General features: G+C 39.3%; 19 protein-coding genes and 1 pseudogene. 14 read left to right on the top strand and 6 right to left on the bottom strand.

Translation table 11 applies throughout. The features are described 5' to 3' along the window. Positions 1-56 precede the first annotated feature (56 nt). From KZC02_RS15935 to KZC02_RS15925, 3 genes are all read left to right on the top strand, one after another. Positions 57-875 (top strand): phytanoyl-CoA dioxygenase family protein, encoded by an 819-nt coding sequence (locus tag KZC02_RS15935; protein ID WP_221389622.1) that lies wholly within the window; start codon positions 57-59, stop codon positions 873-875. A 135-nt stretch (positions 876-1,010) separates the two neighbouring features. Continuing rightward, complete coding sequence (locus KZC02_RS15930) at positions 1,011-1,841, top strand: glycosyltransferase (RefSeq protein WP_221389621.1); 831 nt, start codon at positions 1,011-1,013, stop codon at positions 1,839-1,841. 39 nt (positions 1,842-1,880) lie between these two features. Further along, positions 1,881-2,645, top strand: a complete 765-nt coding sequence (locus tag KZC02_RS15925) for a glycosyltransferase family 2 protein (protein ID WP_221389620.1) — start codon at positions 1,881-1,883, stop codon at positions 2,643-2,645. 24 nt (positions 2,646-2,669) lie between these two features. Here KZC02_RS15925 and KZC02_RS15920 read toward each other — a convergent pair whose 3' ends face one another. From KZC02_RS15920 to KZC02_RS15910, 3 genes are read right to left on the bottom strand one after another with little or no spacing between them, the layout of a single operon-like run. After that, entirely contained in the window at positions 2,670-3,119 is a 450-nt protein-coding gene (locus KZC02_RS15920; protein ID WP_221389619.1) for a hypothetical protein, read from the bottom strand. Next, entirely contained in the window at positions 3,120-4,283 is a 1,164-nt protein-coding gene (locus tag KZC02_RS15915; protein WP_221389618.1) for a 1-deoxy-D-xylulose-5-phosphate reductoisomerase, read from the bottom strand. Between the two features lie 10 nt (positions 4,284-4,293). Further along, positions 4,294-5,811: a GH3 auxin-responsive promoter family protein gene (locus tag KZC02_RS15910; protein ID WP_221389617.1), complete on the bottom strand. Its 1,518-nt coding sequence runs from the start codon at positions 5,809-5,811 to the stop codon at positions 4,294-4,296. A gap of 176 nt (positions 5,812-5,987) precedes the next feature. On the opposite strand from KZC02_RS15910, the gene KZC02_RS15905 reads away from it, so the two are divergent. From KZC02_RS15905 to KZC02_RS15870, 8 genes and pseudogenes are all read left to right on the top strand, one after another. Beyond that, a complete protein-coding gene (locus tag KZC02_RS15905) occupies positions 5,988-7,013 on the top strand; it encodes a rod shape-determining protein (RefSeq protein ID WP_221389616.1) in 1,026 nt (341 codons plus the stop codon). A 63-nt stretch (positions 7,014-7,076) separates the two neighbouring features. Continuing rightward, the gene (mreC, locus tag KZC02_RS15900) at positions 7,077-7,916 is read left to right on the top strand and encodes a rod shape-determining protein MreC (protein ID WP_221389615.1); all 840 of its coding nucleotides are present in this window, start codon (positions 7,077-7,079) and stop codon (positions 7,914-7,916) included. Beyond that, positions 7,913-8,416, top strand: coding sequence for a hypothetical protein (locus KZC02_RS15895; RefSeq protein WP_221389614.1), 504 nt, complete (start codon positions 7,913-7,915; stop codon positions 8,414-8,416). The genes mreC and KZC02_RS15895 overlap by 4 nt, the downstream gene beginning before the upstream one ends. 240 nt (positions 8,417-8,656) lie before the next feature. After that, positions 8,657-9,244: a sigma-70 family RNA polymerase sigma factor gene (locus KZC02_RS15890; RefSeq protein WP_229253620.1), complete on the top strand. Its 588-nt coding sequence runs from the start codon at positions 8,657-8,659 to the stop codon at positions 9,242-9,244. Between the two features lie 84 nt (positions 9,245-9,328). Then, positions 9,329-9,619 (top strand): phosphohydrolase, encoded by a 291-nt coding sequence (locus KZC02_RS15885; RefSeq protein WP_221389612.1) that lies wholly within the window; start codon positions 9,329-9,331, stop codon positions 9,617-9,619. Positions 9,620-9,629: 10 nt separating this feature from the next. Continuing rightward, on the top strand, positions 9,630-10,199 hold the full coding sequence (gene gmk, locus KZC02_RS15880) for a guanylate kinase (protein ID WP_221389611.1): 570 nt from the start codon (positions 9,630-9,632) through the stop codon (positions 10,197-10,199). After that, a pseudogene (gene nadD, locus KZC02_RS15875) lies at positions 10,196-10,767 on the top strand (nicotinate (nicotinamide) nucleotide adenylyltransferase). Before gmk ends, nadD begins: the two are co-directional and overlap by 4 nt. 44 nt (positions 10,768-10,811) lie before the next feature. Then, positions 10,812-11,108 carry a hypothetical protein gene (locus KZC02_RS15870; protein WP_221389609.1) on the top strand — a complete coding sequence of 99 codons (297 nt, stop codon included), beginning with the start codon at positions 10,812-10,814 and terminating at the stop codon, positions 11,106-11,108. A 6-nt stretch (positions 11,109-11,114) separates the two neighbouring features. Here the strand turns inward: KZC02_RS15870 and KZC02_RS15865 are convergent, their stop codons facing one another. Beyond that, complete coding sequence (locus tag KZC02_RS15865; RefSeq protein WP_221389608.1) at positions 11,115-11,495, bottom strand: hypothetical protein; 381 nt, start codon at positions 11,493-11,495, stop codon at positions 11,115-11,117. 54 nt (positions 11,496-11,549) lie between these two features. On the opposite strand from KZC02_RS15865, the gene KZC02_RS15860 reads away from it, so the two are divergent. Further along, a complete protein-coding gene (locus KZC02_RS15860; RefSeq protein WP_221389607.1) occupies positions 11,550-11,894 on the top strand; it encodes a nuclear transport factor 2 family protein in 345 nt (114 codons plus the stop codon). 167 nt (positions 11,895-12,061) lie between these two features. Here KZC02_RS15860 and KZC02_RS15855 read toward each other — a convergent pair whose 3' ends face one another. Continuing rightward, a complete protein-coding gene (locus KZC02_RS15855; protein ID WP_221389606.1) occupies positions 12,062-12,991 on the bottom strand; it encodes an AraC family transcriptional regulator in 930 nt (309 codons plus the stop codon). Between the two features lie 172 nt (positions 12,992-13,163). Beyond that, a complete protein-coding gene (locus KZC02_RS15850) occupies positions 13,164-14,303 on the bottom strand; it encodes an acyl-CoA dehydrogenase (RefSeq protein WP_221395075.1) in 1,140 nt (379 codons plus the stop codon). Between the two features lie 225 nt (positions 14,304-14,528). On the opposite strand from KZC02_RS15850, the gene KZC02_RS15845 reads away from it, so the two are divergent. Together KZC02_RS15845 and KZC02_RS15840 are read left to right on the top strand one after the other, a co-directional pair. Continuing rightward, positions 14,529-15,800, top strand: a complete 1,272-nt coding sequence (locus KZC02_RS15845; RefSeq protein ID WP_221389605.1) for a hypothetical protein — start codon at positions 14,529-14,531, stop codon at positions 15,798-15,800. Beyond that, on the top strand, positions 15,797-17,035 hold the full coding sequence (locus KZC02_RS15840) for a hypothetical protein (protein WP_221389604.1): 1,239 nt from the start codon (positions 15,797-15,799) through the stop codon (positions 17,033-17,035). Before KZC02_RS15845 ends, KZC02_RS15840 begins: the two co-directional genes overlap by 4 nt. Positions 17,036-17,061 lie beyond the last annotated feature (26 nt).

The following is a 17,061-nucleotide window of genomic DNA, read 5'->3' as shown; positions in this document are numbered from 1 at the left end:
TTGCTGATACGTTATACTTTTGGAGGTAAAATGTCTTCTAAAAAATTAATTATATTATGAGCACACTTCGTGAACAGTTTAATAAGGATGGTTACGTGCTTCTCAGAAATTTTCTGGATAAGGAAGAAATAAATAAAATTTATCTGGAAGCACGCAAAATATTCGCAACCCAGATCAAACATGTTACCGGCAAACCGGTCGATATTGATGACCGCGATGTTTTCGAAAATGCCATGTTTGAATTTTTCGAAAAAGATTTCAATGCCTTTGTCAATACAGGAAAAACAGTACAGCATACTTTTTCACTTCACCGCTTAGGGCTTGATCCCAAAATTGAAAACTTATTAAAAGAAGCAGGACTGTCCAATCCGATCATTGGTGCGCGTGCGGCGATGCAATTTAATAGTCGTTTTTTATCCAAAGATGGCAGCAAGCACTGGAAACTGGATGCTCACCAGGATTGGCGTACAGGACAGGGTTCTCTGGACAGTGCCGTAATCTGGTTTCCGATGGTCGATGCGGGAGCAGAAATTGGTGCTTTACAAGTAATTCCAGGCAGCCATAAAACTGGTTTGCAGCATTCAAATACCTCTGGTTACCAAGGCGGAATTACAACTACACTAAAAGAAGAGGATTTTGTACAAACGGAATTTAAAGTGGGGGATATTGTGCTGTTTTCGGCATTTCTGATACATCAGTCCGGAAATAATATTACCCGGAATATCCGCTGGTCGGTACAATTGAGATATAATAATCTGGATGAACCTACATTTATAGAGCGGGGTTATCCGATGGCTTATATTTACAAACCTGAAACTGAACTTGTTACACCAGATTTTCCAAGTACAGATCAATTACAGGACGTGTTCAGTTAAAATGCATAAAACTATTTTTCAAGAGCTATCAAAATGCTAAAATGCTGAGCGGAGTCGAAGTGCGGGTCGTATCGCTTGCACTTCGACTCAGTTCTGTGTGACAATGCGTAGCAGTTTGACAGCTCCTTTTATATTATGAAAGCTTCTGTTTGTGTCCCGGCATATAATCACGAAAAATACATTGCTCAAATGCTGGATGGCGCCTTGATGCAGCAAACTACATTCCCTTTTGAAATTGTTATAGGTGACGACGCTTCTTCGGATAATACGCAGGCCATTATTCAGGAATATATTGACAAAAATCCAGGACGGATTCGTGCTTTTTTACATACAGAGAATCAGGGCCCAAAAGAGCCGCGTGAATTTGCGGGCCGGAATAATGTGCTGCAATTATTAAAAGCATGCAAAGGTGAATACGTGGCTATGTGCGAAGGTGACGACTACTGGACAGATCCGCTCAAACTCCAAAAACAAGTCGATTTCCTGGATTCTCATCCTGATTATGTCATCTGTCATCACAATGCAGAAGTAATTTATGAAGATGGAACAGCCAGCCATTTATTTAATAGTCCGGACCAGAAACTGACTTCAAACATTGAAGATATACTGGAAGATAATTGGTTTATGGCTACGGCAAGCTGGCTTTACCGTAATTATTTCCTTAACAATGACTTTGCCGACTGGCATGCCAAAGCAGCAGCGGGTGACTGGGCTGTTGTAATACAATTAGCGGCACATGGCAAAATAGGTTATCTGCCAGAAACAATGGGAATTTACAGGAAACATAGTGCAGGACTAAGTAACGTTCATGCGCAGGCCAATGCCCGTTTTTGGCTGAACAGAAAAGAAATGTTTGAGAATGTAAACCAATGGCTTGATTATCGTTACAATGAAACCATTCAAAGAACGCTTACAAAATACGTTTCGCATCTTTCAAAAATGGAAAAAATTGGCAGTCCGGATTAATAATATTTAATTTGCATTCTTTTTACCACTCTCATCTACATGAAGCTAAGCATCGTAATACCAGCATATAACGAGGAAGAATCGATATCAGAAACTTTAAGATCCCTTCACAGCACCTTAAATAAGTACAATATACCTCATGAAATCTGTGTCACGAATGATAATTCAAAAGATGGCACAGCAAAAGTTCTCGATGCGCTTTCTATTGAAATTCCGACACTGATATATTACACCAATCCTGGTCCAAATGGATTTGGCTATGCGGTAAGATACGGGCTTGAACGCTTTACCGGTGATTGTGTAGCTGTATTCATGGCTGATATGTCGGACGATCCGGAGGATCTGGTAAAGTATTATTTCAAAATGCTGGAGGGCGATTATGACTGCGTATTTGGATCACGTTGGGAAAAAGGGGGAAAAGTAGTAGACTATCCTGCTTTGAAAAAAACCATTAACCGTGTTGCTAATTTTATCGTGCGTATGCTCATGGGTATAAAATACAATGATACAACCAACGCATTCAAACTTTATAAAAGGGAAACGATTGAAGGTATCAAACCTTTTCTTGCCCCGCATTTCAATCTGACAATCGAGCTGCCATTGAAAGCTATGGTTCGCGGTTATAACTATGCAGTAGTTCCCAATAGCTGGACCAACCGTAAATATGGTGAATCTAAGCTTAAAATAAAGGAAATGGGCAGCAGATATTTTTTTATCCTGATGTACTGCCTGATCGAAAAATATTTTTCACAAGGCGATTTTATGAAAAAAACAACTGCACCAAAGAAGGAAGTGAGCAGATAAGTAAGGGAGCGGTCCGCCGCTCATTTATTTAATCCATTCCTGAATAAACGTCATTTTATGAGCGAGGTAAGATACACCGAGTCCCCATAAGATGGCGCTGATAGACATCCAAAGAAATATTGCGGATCTCGGAACTCTGAACGCTACCGCAAGAAGCGGGCCGAAAATGGGTGTGAAAAGCGGAGGAGTCAAAAATGCGATTCCTATAATACCAAACTTCTTCCAGATATTAACTGCCATACGGTTGGTTTTGCTAAACTTTTTAGGCGGGGCTTTACGATACTTTTTAACAAGTGCCTGTACGCCTTTTCCAGCATAAGTAAACAGTAAGACACTGAACATCATCCCTATTGCAGAACAAATGGCAGTCTCCATCCATGTCAGTTTTAATATCACTCCTGTAATCGGACCTCCGAAAAATTTAAGGGTGCTGGCCATAGCCACGGAAAAATACTTAAGAAATTCGGATTTCATCTAGACTTTTACTTGAATCATATCTGAAGCAAAACGTCTTGCAGCTTCATTTGTTTGAACGTAATCGAAATACGTCGGGTTCTGTACAAAATTTATTCTGGCTACGGTTTCAATAATAATATCGGAAATTTCAAGAAATCTGATTTTATCTTGGAGAAAAGCATCAACGGCTACTTCATTTGCTGCATTAACAATACAGGCAGCATTCCCTCCTTTTTCCAATGCCCGATAAGCAACAGCAAGATTCCGGAAAGTTTCCAGATCAGGTTTCTCAAAAGTTAATGAAGGGAAATCTGCAAAATCAAGCCTTGGAAAGTCAGATTTAAGCCTGTGAGGATAATGAAGTGCATATTGAATGGGCAATTTCATATCAGGCAAACCCATTTGAGCCTTAATACTTCCATCACCAAACTGAACCATTGAATGCACAATACTTTGAGGATGCACAATCACATCAATTTGCTTCGGAGTTAGATCAAATAACCATTTTGCTTCAATGACTTCCAGGCCTTTGTTCATTAACGTGGCAGAGTCGATGGTAATTTTGGCTCCCATCGCCCAGTTTGGATGTTTGAGAGCCTGCTGTTTAGTTACTGAAGTAAGAAATTCACGATTTTTTCCACGAAAAGGGCCACCAGATGCAGTCAGAATAATTTTTTCAATCTCGTTTTCAGATTCTCCTGCCAAACATTGAAAAATAGCTGAATGCTCCGAATCGACAGGATAAATACTAACATTGTATTCCTTCGCCAGACCCATGATCAGCTCTCCGGCTACGACCAATGTTTCTTTATTGGCGAGCGCAATATCTTTTCCTGATTTTATTGCATGAATCGTTGGCAACAATCCCGAATAACCAACCATAGCCGTTAAAACGGTATCAATAAAATCCGATTCAACTACCGAAACCAAAGCTGAGTCACCGCTGTAGACTTTTATCAAAAAACCGGAAAGGGCGGAGTTTACTTTGTCGTATAGTGCTTCGTTACCAATAACAACTTCTTTTGGAAGAAATTTTATTGCCTGCTCTATCAGCAGGTCTGCATTATTTTGTGCGGTAAGTACCTCTACTGAAAAAGTCTGAGGATTTGCTGCTATTACTTCAAGTGCCTGTGTTCCAATCGAGCCGGTCGAACCTAAAATGGCTATTCTTTTCTTTATCATAAAAATTCATTCATTTAATAACCGGACTGGAATGGTTAATTTTAATCAGTTCATCCGCAATCTTTCGGTCATTTGACAGTCTTGGCATTTTATTTTGCCCGCCGAGCTTTCCGTTAGCCCGCATATAATCAATAAATGAATTTTTGCGTAAAGGAACCATTACAAGTTGCCGTAAAATATTTCCTTTAATCAAATCGTCATAATATACATTCAATTCCGTCAGTCTGCCGTCTATATCTTTTACAAATTGCTCGATATTAACTGGCCTTGTAGCAAATTCCACCAGCCATTCATGATACGGAAGACCACCCTGCGATGGCGTTACCATTGGCGCAACTGTAAATTCCACAACCTCCGTTTCGGGATGGCGTTCCATAGCATAACGCAGTGCTTTTTCAATTTCCTCGCCAATGACATGTTCACCAAATGCAGAAATAAAATGTTTAATCCTGCCCGTTACCAGAATTCTATAAGGATTCACCGATACAAATCTTACTGTATCTCCCAGAGAATAGCCCCATAAACCCGCATTGTTGTTGATGATCATGGCATAATTCCGGCCAGTTTCTACTTCACCAATGGATAACCGTTTAGGCTTTTCATCAAAAAAGTTTTCGGTCGGAATAAACTCGTAGAAAATTCCGGTATTCAAAAGCAATAGCAGCCCTTCTTCTTCCTGTGAATCCTGATAAGCAAAAAAACCTTCTGAGGCCGGATAGAGTTCTATCGAATCAATGCGTTTGCCGATTGATTCAAAAAGTTTGGCACGGTATGGTTCAAAGTTCACTCCCCCATAAATAAAAAGGGAAAAATCAGGAAATACGTCTTTTATCTTTTTTCCGGTCCGGGCCGTAATCCTGTCAAAATACATCTGTACCCATGGTGGAATACCGGAAATCAGCGACATAGGCTGGTCTATCGTTTCATCAATGATCCTGTCCAGCTTCGTTTCCCAGTCTTCAATACAATTGGTTTCGTAACTCGGCATTTGATTGGAACGCAGATATGCCGGTACATGATGATTGGAAATACCAGATAAACGGCCGGTTAATACACCGCCTGTTTCAGTTAAAACCGGACTTCCTGACAGAAAAATCAATTTATTATCGAGAAACTGAGCTTTACCAGTTTCAGCAATGTAGCTTAATATGGCATTTCGGGCCGAAGAGATGTGGTTCGAAATAGAATCTTTTGAAATAGGAATATATTTTGTCCCGGAAGTAGTACCCGATGTTTTAGCGAAATACAATGGTTTTCCAGGCCATAATATATCATTTTCACCTTCCTTTATTTTATTGATATATGTTTTTAAATCCTCGTAGTCATTTACCGGAACTGCACGTTGAAAATCGGCATACGACCGTATGTCCTTAAAATTATGATCTTTGCCGAATTGGGTATCGGCAGCTTTTTTCACAAGTTTTTCACGCCATTCCTCCTGGATTTCCATACTTCTGGAAATCCATTCCTGCTGTTGTGTTACAATATATTGAGCCAAAGGCTTACTCAAAAGTGCTTTAATTCCCATAGTAAAAACAAAGGTACACAGGATTTGTAAATTCTATTCCAAACGAAGGTTTATGGACAGTTTCGGGCCTGAAAATGAAGGCAAAAGTGAATTTTAGTAAATGCCTTTGTTTGTGGGTAATAATCCGTAATTTTGCACACCTGAAATCAAAGGGAGGGTAAATTTTAAAAATAAATATGGGATTGTTTGATTTTTTGACAAGCGACATAGCGATAGATTTAGGGACTGCTAATACCCTGATCATCCATAAAGATACAGTAGTTGTTGATGAGCCTTCGATTATAGCCATGGATAAAACCACTGGTAAAGTGTTAGCGATAGGACATACGGCTATGCAAATGCATGAGAAAACGAATGAAAATATAAAAACAATCCGTCCGCTTAAAGATGGTGTGATTGCCGATTTTACTGCTGCAGAAATGATGATAAGAGGTATGATCAAGATGATTGATACCGGAAGTCGTTTTTTTACTCCCTCACACCGTATGGTGGTTTGTATTCCTTCGGGCATTACAGAGGTTGAGAAACGGGCAGTAAAAGACTCCTGTGAGCATGCAGGGGCCAAAGAGGTTTATATGGTTCATGAACCTATTGCAGCTGCCATAGGAATTGGAATTGACATCACCCAGCCAAATGGCGTAATGATCGTTGACATCGGTGGTGGTACCACAGAGATCGCCGTCATTGCATTATCCGGTATCGTATGTGAACAGTCCGTTCGTATTGCCGGCGATGTTTTTACCAGGGATATTGTAGATTACATGCGCCGCGAACACAATCTGCTGATTGGTGAACGTTCTGCTGAATTAATAAAAATGGCTATCGGATCTGCTTCTCCGGAGCTGGAAGTTGCTTTGGAAGATTATCAGGTACGTGGCCGGGATTTGATGACCGGGATTCCAAAAGAAATCAGGGTAACTTATAGTGAGATTGCTTACTCGCTTGATAAATCTATTTCTAAAATTGAAGAAGGTGTAATGAAAGCCCTGGAGATTTCTCCTCCTGAACTTTCGGCAGATATTTTCAAAAACGGAATCTGGCTTACCGGTGGTGGTGCATTGATACATGGTCTTGACCGTCGTATTTCTCAGAAAACCAAGTTACCTGTACACATTGCTGATGATCCGTTAAAAGCGGTTGTAAAGGGTACAGGAGAAGTCCTGAAAAACCTGGAACTGTACAAACCTGTATTGATTTCGTAGTAAAGGGTCGTTCACATTCTATCAATTACAAATTGATAGAATGTGTGTGAACGTTTTTAGCCAATGCTTCAACTCGTTGATTTCGTTGTCCGGAATCGTTTCTTTTTGGTATTTGTCCTGCTGGAAGTTCTCAGTGTATGGTTGATTGTGCGCAACAATTCATATTGGGGAGCTACGTACTTTAATACCTCTAATTACTACGTTGCAAAAACACTGGCTCTTTCCAATTCTGCCAAAGAATATACCAAACTAGGGGAAATAAATTCTGATCTAGCAAATGAAAATGCGCGTCTGCATTCAATGGTAGCAATTCTCTCCCAAAAGAACCCAACCGATGCACCTGCCGGATATATTCCTGATTCTCTTTTCGCAGCCAGATTTACGTATACCGTAGCTAAGGTAGTTGATAATGAGACTACTAACACAAACAATGTAATCACAATTGACAAGGGTTCGGCTGACGGTATCAAACCGGGGATGGGTGTTATTTCGGCAACCGGCGTAGTAGGTAAAGTACGCTTTTGTTCTGAAAATTATTCTGTCATTACATCCATCTTACATTCTCAGTTCATGGTGTCGTCCAAGCTCGTTCGCAGCAATGAAATTGGATATGCAAAATGGCCGGGAAAAGATCCTAATTTCATTGATCTGGTAGACGTATCAAAATATACAAAAGTTTTTAAAGGTGATTCGGCAGTAACCTCAAACCAGAACTCCGTTTTTCCTCCCGGAATTATGGTTGGTAAAGTCGAAAGCGTTGCCGTACACCCCGATCAGACTTTTTACAATATTGTACTTCGCCTTTCAACAGACTTCCGGAATCTTTCCTATGTGTATGTGGTACAAAATCAACAACTTGGGGAGCAGGAAGCACTTAAATCACTTATAGAAGAGCGAAAATGAGTTTACGTGAAGCCATTCAATATTCTTTAATGATTTTGCTGTATCTGTTTCTGCAGATTTTTTTTATGCGGAATCTGGTGTTATTCAATTATGCATTTTGTTTCATTTATATTGCTGGAATTCTACTGCTTCCGGCTGATATCAACCGCATGTATCTGCTGCTTATTGGCTTTGCAACAGGTTTTACAATAGATGTTTTTTCCAACACCTTTGGCATGCACGCTTCGGCAACTGTAATGATTGCATATCTCCGTCCTTTTTTAATTCAGTACCAAATGGATGCAAAAGGCTCTGAACGTGCAGAAGTAGGAATCCGTTCCCAGGGATTTGGCTCTTTTCTCGGATATATACTGCCACTTATTTTTATACATCATACCATGTTATTTCTCATGGAGATGAATAATTTCAGTATGATTTTGTACACCATGCTTCGTATTGCAGCCAGCACTTTGTTCACAACAATTTTAATTGTCATTCTGGAACTATTTTCTAAAAGGTAGCATGACAATTTGACTGACATAGATTAATTGGCTCGTTATTTGATGTACATACATGAATACATTATGAGAAAAACTCAACATTTAATGTTTGCCGGAAAGTAAATTTTTAAAAACATTAAATTTTTTATCATGAAATAATGGCTGTGCAACAGTTCCCAAAGGCCGTTCATTAAATTTTAATTTGTACCATTTGGAGCTGTTATTAATCTTTGTAAATTCAGCATTCCTATGTTAGTTGCCATGTCAGAGACGCTCACGAATAATGAATACACGGATGATCTTCGCTATGAAGTTTTCAATCGTGAATTCATGCCACACATTGATTCCATGTATAACTTCGCCTTTCGTCTTACTATGGACGAAGACGATGCAAATGACCTGGTGCAGGACACATACTTAAAGGCATTCCGCTTCATTTCTTCTTTTGAACAGGGTACCAATGCTAAAGCATGGCTTTTTCGTATCCTGAAGAATAGTTTTATTAACGACTACCGTAAAAAAAGTAAAGAGCCTTCTAAGGTAGATTATCAGGAAGTAGAAACCACTTATAATTCAGAAGAGGCTTCGGATACTACGTATACGGTGGATCTTCGTGCTGATGCAGTACAGGAACTGATAGGTGACGAGGTTGCAAATGCATTGAACGCTTTACCGGTTGACTTCCGTACTGTAATTATTCTTTGTGATATTGAAGGATTTACCTATGAAGAAATGGCCAAAATCCTGGACATTCCAATTGGTACTGTACGGTCGAGATTACACCGCGCACGTAACCTTTTGAAAGAGAAATTGAAAAATTATGCGAGTTCAATGGGATATGATTCTTAGGTTGTGAAACTTTTTTTAAGGCGTAAGTGGTTATAGTGTACAACTGTACATAATATTCCATTATTCTTTTTATCATTTCTGGTAATGAATGCATCATTGAATACGCCTTCTGTGACAGAAGAAGCGCAAAAGCAACCCATGAAGCTAAATTGTGAGCATCATGCTGAATGTATGAAAATTATTCAGTCCATTTTGGACGATGAAGCCACAGATGCAGAGAAGGATCATTTTAGAGATAATATGGAAAAGTGTATCCCTTGCATTGAAGCTTACAGGTTAGAAAAATGCATTAAGGATTCTCTTAGTATCAAGCTCGAAAAAAAACCTTGTCCGAAAAATATTCTGGATACTATTATTTTAAAAATAAACAGTTAATACTGTTCGCGTGAAAGGTAAGCTTATTATATTTTCTGCTCCCTCAGGTTCCGGAAAGACAACAATTGTCCGGCATTTATTAAAAAAATATCCTTCTCTTCTTGCATTTTCTGTGTCTGCATCCACCCGGGAGCAGCGAGCACATGAAATTCATGGAAAAGATTATTATTTCTTACCAAAAAAAGAATTCCGTCAGCGCATAGCTGATAACGAATTTGCTGAATGGGAGGAAGTGTATGCAGGAAATTACTATGGAACTTTCAAAACAGAAATTGAAAGGCTCTGGAGTGAAGGAAAGCATGTACTTTTTGATGTAGACGTAAAAGGCGGATTAAAATTAAAGGAAATTTACAGAGAACGTTCACTGGCAATATTTGTGAAGGTTTCTTCAGAACAGGAAATTATCCGCCGCTTAAGTGAAAGGGGTACAGAAACTGAAAAATCATTGGAAACCCGCCTTGGTAAAGTCCGTTATGAACTAAGTTTCGAGGATAAATTTGATGTAGTTCTCATTAATGATGATCTGGAAGAAACGTTAAAAAGGGCAGAAGAAATGGTGATGGATTTCATTGAATCATGAAAATCGGCCTTTTTTTGGATCATTTAACCCGATTCATATTGGCCATTTAATTATCGCCAATACGATGGCAACTTCCACGGACCTTGAACAGATCTGGTTTGTTGTCAGCCCCCAGAACCCATTCAAAAAAAATAACAGTTTATTGCACGAATTTGACCGGTATGATCTGGTCCAGCGTGCTATTTCTGATAATTCACTTCTAAAAGCCACAGATGTTGAATTTCATATGCCAAAACCCAGCTATACTATTGACACGCTGATTAGGATTCAGGAAAAATTTCCGCAGCATGAATTCAAATTGATTATGGGAGAAGACAATTTGGCACAATTCCCGAACTGGAAGAACCATGAAAAAATCCTGGAATACGTAGGCCTATATGTTTATCCCAGGCCAGGTGCACAAAGCCACCGTTTTAAGGATCACAAGGCTGTCAAATTTGTTGAGGCACCATTACTTGACATTTCGGCTACTTATCTCAGAGCATGCCTGAAAAAGGGTATTTCAATACGGTATATGGTTCCGGAGTCAGTAGAGCAAATGATCAGGATTAAGAAGTTCTATTTGTGAGTGCCGTTTAGGGTCTTTTTTAAACACCTCATTCTATCATCACCATGTTCAGGCAATTTGCTATCTCCCGGTTTGTAATTGGCTTTATTATTTTTGTGCTGACTTACATGGTGGCTACTTTATCGTACGACACCTTTTTTCATGTACTTACAGCGGGCATGTTTGTGCTTCATTTATACATAATGAGAGAAATACGAAAAGGCCATGATGAAGAACTGGACAGAAAAGATTTGGAATGTGAAGAAAAACTTCGGGAAGCCCATGAACTGCTTTATCAAAAAGAGGAAGAATATGAGTTGCTTGTGCAGAGTATGATAAAATCAGATCCGGATGAAGATTGAACAAAATCACAACGGCCTTTCCTGATAAGTAATTTCTGATAATAACCCGACTGCATTGAATTTCAAGATTACTTTTTTTGCTTTTGACTTCAATTTCATGTCATCACATTGAGGGCCTTTTTCTAAAAAATACACGTAAAATTTCTGATTGCGCTCACCAAGCTGGTGGATATCCGGCCGGCCAAGAATTGTACCGACATCATCAATGAATTTTCCCATTAGCTGCTTTTGTTCAGCTTTAAAGTCTTCGGTTACGGCAGTTCTTCCACCTTCGCATCCGCCACGGTCTCCTCGCCATTTTTTAAGGTCTAAACGGCCTAGTTTATCTGGTTGCGAGGTGCAGCTACCTAATATGAAAAAGCTAAAAATAATAATCCACCGTGTCATTGTACTCTGTTTAATCGTTAATCAGTAGCGAATCTAATCATATAATTAACAGCGATGAAAAATTTAGTTTACTTGTTATTGCTTTTTTTACCTGCTATTGCATCCTATTCCCAACCCAGCTATACCCAGCCTGCAGATGCAATGGACTGTTCAAATATATTTTTTAAAGCCCTTCTGGAAGAAGACCACGCTATACTTGAAAGTTTATTGTCGAACGATTTCTCTATTTCAGGTTTTCAGGGACAAGAAGTTGACCGAAACTTTATTCTTCAATCGGTAACACGAGGCTATTTACGGATCGATTCAGGAATGTTGTCCGGAAGCCGGGCACGAAACTATGGTGATGTAGGTGTAATTACAGGAACTTGGAGCGCGCGAGGGCAGCTTCCAGAACAATAGTTTCCAAAATGATCTCACTTATATGGTTGTTTGTGTAAAATCAGGAGGAAACTGGAAAGTTTCTGCGGTTCAGTTTACGCCCGTCAGATAATTACTATAAAGTCATGAAAAAGGGAGAAACCAGAACCGGCTTCTCCCTTTTTCTATTTCTTAGAAATTATTCTATTCTAAACATTCATCAAAGACTCACGACGACGCATTTTCCCGGCTGGAATACCGAACATCATTTTGAAACGGCGGCAGAAATAGGCAGTGTCTTTGTAACCAACATCAGAACCAATTGCACGGATACTTTTCTTAGATGTACGAAGCAGATCTACCGCTTTTTCCATACGCTGATATTCAATATAATCCTGAGGATTGATACCAGTCAGCATCTTAAAATATTGGCCGACGTAATCTTCAGAAACATTGGCAACATTGGCCAATACTTTGTTAGAAAGATCGCCACCTAGATTGTCTTTGATATAGGCAAAAATGTCAATCAGACGCGGATCTTTAAAGTAAGTACTGTTTGTTACCAATTGCTCAACAAACAGCTTGTTTTTAAGGATATAGCGAATGATCTCAATTACAACTTCTTCCGTTTTTATTTTAATGATGCGACCTTTTCCTGGCGTATCAAGCATATCCTCAGAAAGGATCTGATTGATAGTCGCAGCAATCTGGTCATCTCTTTTAATCAGAAAAGGAGGTACATCCAGAGAAGTAAAAAAGTTAACCGTATCGAAAACTTTTGCTTCAAAAGAAATCAGACCAAATGAATTCGGAAGTTTACCGATTAAAGCCGGATCATGGCCCGCCTCGATATAATTATCACGGTTGGTCAAAAATTCTTCGTTCGATACAGTTTTGGAACTTTGCGTATTACCATAGGTAACTGTCGCATGTTTACCGCCGGGAATAAAAAGCATATCGCCCTCTTCCACTTTATGCGATTCATCTGATCCAAAGGAAACTTCTCCATCGTACAAAATTGTTAAAGAATTTTGTACGTCGTAAAAGTTTTTGATTGTAATAGGTTGTAAAATCCTTATGTGACGGGCTTTTACAAATTTCACCCCCAACGACTCAATAATCTTATTATAATCTTCCATCTTGTATATATTTAGCGGCCTAAAAAGCCTTTCAATCTAATTTTGTACAAATCTAATAAATTGTACAAAACTAATACAAGTATATTTTAACAAAAAAGTGAAAAAAAGTGATATTTTGGTATGAAATTAGTCCAACATTAAGAATAAAATAGACGTGATGACCAAAATAGGATCATTTTAGCAGTTCCCTGGCAATTACGAGTTTTTGGATTTCAGAGGTACCTTCATAAATCTGGGTGATTTTTGCATCCCTCATATGCCTTTCAACATGATATTCTTTTACATATCCGTAACCTCCATGTATTTGAACTGCTTCGGTTGTAACCCACATGGCTATATCAGATGCAAAAAGCTTGGCCATAGCGGCGGCTTTTATGTAATCTTTTCCCTCATCTTTTAATCTTGCAGCTTTATAAACCAGCATTCTTGCAGCTTCTATGCGGGTGGCCATGTCTGACAATTTAAACTGGATTGCCTGGTGTTCGCTGATCGGTTTACCAAATGTTTTTCTCTCTTTGGAATATTTCAGAGCAAGCTCAAAAGCTCCGGCTGCAATTCCCAAAGCCTGTGCAGCAATTCCAATACGGCCGCCGTTCAAAGTGCTCATGGCAAACTTGAAACCCGATCCATCTTCCCCTATCCTGTCCTCTTTAAGCACCTTCACGTCGGAAAACATAAGAGTGTGCGTATCAGATGCACGGATTCCCATTTTGTCTTCTTTTCTGCCAACAGCAAAGCCTTCAACTCCTTTTTCAACTATAAAAGTATTAATTCCTTTGTGTTTTTTTTCAGGATGTGTCTGAGCAATAACAAGGCAAACAGATGAAGTATTACCGTTGGTGATCCAGTTTTTGGTTCCGTTCAATAAATAATGGTCTTCCTTTTCAATGGCCGAAGTGTGTTGTGAAGTAGCATCTGAGCCTGCTTCCGGCTCCGAAAGACAAAATGCGCCAATGATTTCTCCGGATGCTAATCTGGTCAGATATTTTTGTTTTTGCTCATCACTTCCATATTCCTGCAAACCCCAGCATACCAGAGAATTATTTACAGACATGATGACACCTGCTGATGCATCAATTTTAGAGATTTCCTCAATGGCAATAGCGTATGCCAATGTATCCATGCCGCCTCCGCCATAATCCGGAGACACCATCATACCCATAAAACCCATCTCTCCCATTTTACGGAGCAGATTAGCATCAAATTTTTGTTCGTTATCCCTTTCAATCACGCCAGGCAAGAGATCATTTTGGGCAAAATCCCTGGCTGCTTCCTGAACTGCCCTATGTTCTTCACTTAAATTAAAATCCATCCCGGTTAACTGTGAAGTATGTGACATAGGCCTGGTTTATTTATAAAATGAGAGTTTTCAAAAATAACTGTTAAAATAATGTTATGCAAGCATACCAATTTTCAATTCGTTAAAACTTGGACACTCTACGTATTTAGAAAAAAAGAAGTCTTAAGTTTGCGGCTTAATTCATTAGGAGATATTTGATTCAAAATCAACACACTTTATTAGTATTACAAATTTCACATGCCCGTTCTTACTATTTTTTATTTAAAGCTGGTTATAAATCTGGGACTGACATTGGGAATACTCTGGACGATCAGCCAATCAGGTCTTTTTTCCAAATGGCAGATTGAAAAGGATAAACTGATTTTTTCCCTTGCATTCATACTATTGCGCCTGATTCCCTGGATAGGCATTTTTCTAATCATTAATGAAGATCCCAGGGGAGATATTCCATTCTTTTTTTACAAAGCCGAAGCAGCGAAAAAAGGTGGATTCGTTTACCGGGATTTCTGGTCCTATCATGCTCCATTATTTGCATATATCATTAGTTTACCGGTGTGGATCTGGCACAATTCCCGTGCCATTGTTTTGTTTATGGTATTGATAGAAACCGGAATTTTATGGCTCACGTACCAGACTTATAAAGCAAAAAGTACAAAAGCACTTCAGCTGGCAGTTATATATCTGATGCTTCCGGCAGCTTTCATGTATATTCTTGTCGACGGACAGGAGGAAGTCTGGTTCTGGGGAGCAGCTTTACTAATATGGAGATATACGATTAAGAAAAATGAAAATTACGAGATCGGTGTTGGATTGCTTTATGCACTCACTTTACTAACTATTAAGGTAACCTTTATCTTTCTTTTACCAGCACTGTTGGTTGTAGTAAAAAAGCCCATCAAAATGCTGCTTACCATGGCTTTAATAGGCATTCCGGCCGTAGGATTTCTTTATTGGCAGATCGGTGATCTTTTTTTAATGCCCATACAGCATACAGAACAGCTTATGACACCTAATTTATTTTCAATAAGCCGTCCGTGGGTTGAAATGATTTTTCATATTAATGAAAAAAAATCTACTCTCATTAACTGGATCGGCCTGTTGTTCACAGTTTTCGTTCCCGCATATATGGCTTACAAAGCGCGCCACAGACATATTAATGAAATTTTACCAGGCATATTTATAGCATGTTTCGTATGTATGATGATCTTCCAGGCCAGTGCAATGGGTGCTTATGTAATTGCCTATCTGATGGCCGTTCTTTTTGAAATTATTGATATCCGTAAAGCAAAACACGTGGCGGTACTTATTGCACTCAATTGGCTGACCGTCGTGCAGCCTTTTATATGGGTATATATCAAACAGCCTGCTTATACTTCCCTGGGAATGTTTAGCAACACATCCTACTTGTTTGAGTACTGCCTTCAGGTTTTAAATGTATTGTGTTTTTTCTGGATTTTGCGTGAAACATATCGCAAAGTGGTTATTAATCAAACCATTGCATTAGCATGAGTGTAGTTTTAGCAAAAACCGGCATTAGCCTTGCCTCGCTGATATTACTGGCCATCATGCTTTATAAAAGAGGACCGATCACATCATGGCTGGAGACTAAACCTGCAAAAAGGACATTGGCTGTAGGCTGGGTTTTGTTTCGGTTATTGCCATTTATTGCCATTTATCTGATAGCTGGCCTTGCTACCACTTCGGATGTAAACGGGTTTTGGGATGAAGCAAGCAAAGCTTCACAAGGACAAATTGTTTATCGTGATTTCTGGTCGCCATATTCTCCCTTATATGCCTATTTTTTAGGTATTTGGTTAAAAATCTGGTATGATCCGAAAATGATTGTGCTAACCATGGCAGTAATGGATGGTGTTGCTGTATTGGTTTCATGGCATTTCTTCCGTCCGTTCAAATCACGTGGTACCTTACTTTTCAGAGCACTGGTTTATTTCGTTTTACCTGGCTCATTAATTCTTTGTATTGTAGGCGCTCAGGAAGATGTCTGGATGTGGCTATTTGTGGTATTAGCTTATCTGGTACGTGAGCGCACAGTCAGAGTAGCATGGTATGCAATTATTCTGGCACTTGGTTTATTGACGACCAAAGCTATTTTCATTCTGATCCTGTTGCCGCTTTTTACACTGGAAAAGCAAAAGATCAGGCTTCTGGTACCTATGATTATCATTGGAATATTATCACTGGCTATTCTTTATCCGCTGGTTGGATGGGAGTTCACACAACCAATGGATGAAGCACAAACCCTGCGTGCTCCGAATATTCCATCCATTCTCAATCCCTGGTTTTTAAATCAGATTGGAGTTGGCGAAAAATTCTGGAACTGGATAGGACTTGTTACATCTCTCGGACTAGCTTGCCTGGCTGCCTGGCGCCTTCGTAATGCTGATTTCAGGATTATGCTTTCCCACGTTTGGGTGGTTTTGTATGCGACACTGATGATCGTACAGCAAAGTGCCTATAGCAATTACATTTTTCTGTTTCTGATTCCGCTCGTATTTTATATTATCAATTGGAACAGTCGTACGCAGGTGACACTACTTCTGATTTTCAACATATTATGCGTCGTTCATCCTTCCTATTGGTGGCGGCTTGGCATGCCTTGTTATATGACTCCCGCCGATCTTACTGCTTCATCCGAACTGCTGATTGATTATTTGATGCAGGTTAGTATAGTAATTCTTACAGGGTATTTTATCTGGCTGGCTTTTCCTAAAAAAGCCGTTTAACGTATTCGGATTCTTATTTAACTTAC

The sequence above is a fragment of the Dyadobacter sp. NIV53 genome (genome assembly GCF_019711195.1).
Classification (GTDB): domain Bacteria; phylum Bacteroidota; class Bacteroidia; order Cytophagales; family Spirosomataceae; genus Dyadobacter.
Note: the sequence above shows the minus strand (reverse complement) of the source record. Positions and strands in the feature narration are given on the sequence as shown.